The sequence below is a fragment of the Paraburkholderia sp. SIMBA_054 genome, assembly GCF_046534875.1.
In the GTDB taxonomy this organism is placed as follows: domain Bacteria; phylum Pseudomonadota; class Gammaproteobacteria; order Burkholderiales; family Burkholderiaceae; genus Paraburkholderia; species Paraburkholderia hospita.
The window spans coordinates 1-272 of the sequence record NZ_JAWRXV010000785.1; the positions used below are offsets into that span (position 1 = coordinate 1).

General features: G+C 38.2%; 1 protein-coding gene. It reads left to right on the forward strand.

The genetic code is table 11. The features are described 5' to 3' along the window. Nucleotides 1–249: hypothetical protein (locus SB822_RS57250; RefSeq protein ID WP_410859125.1), on the forward strand; the 249-nt coding region annotated here is incomplete at its 5' end. Nucleotides 250–272 lie beyond the last annotated feature (23 nt).

The window sequence follows — 272 nt, forward strand, 5'->3', positions numbered from 1 at the left end:
AGTATAATTGATGCACCGACGAAAGCGCCGCAATCAGATTTAAAAACGATTCATTTGGATTTTGATTTTTCTAATATCGTACCTACAAGTTCACCGGAGGAAAAATTACGTCAACAACAGCGTGATGAAGCAATGTATAATATACTTGATGGGATGCCATTTACAGGTAACTTCGTCTCCCTTGGTGAATTAATCTCGGGTAAAAATTTAAATAGTGAGGAAGATCTTAAGGCACCGGATTATGCATGAAACATGTTAGCTGTTCTCGGTGG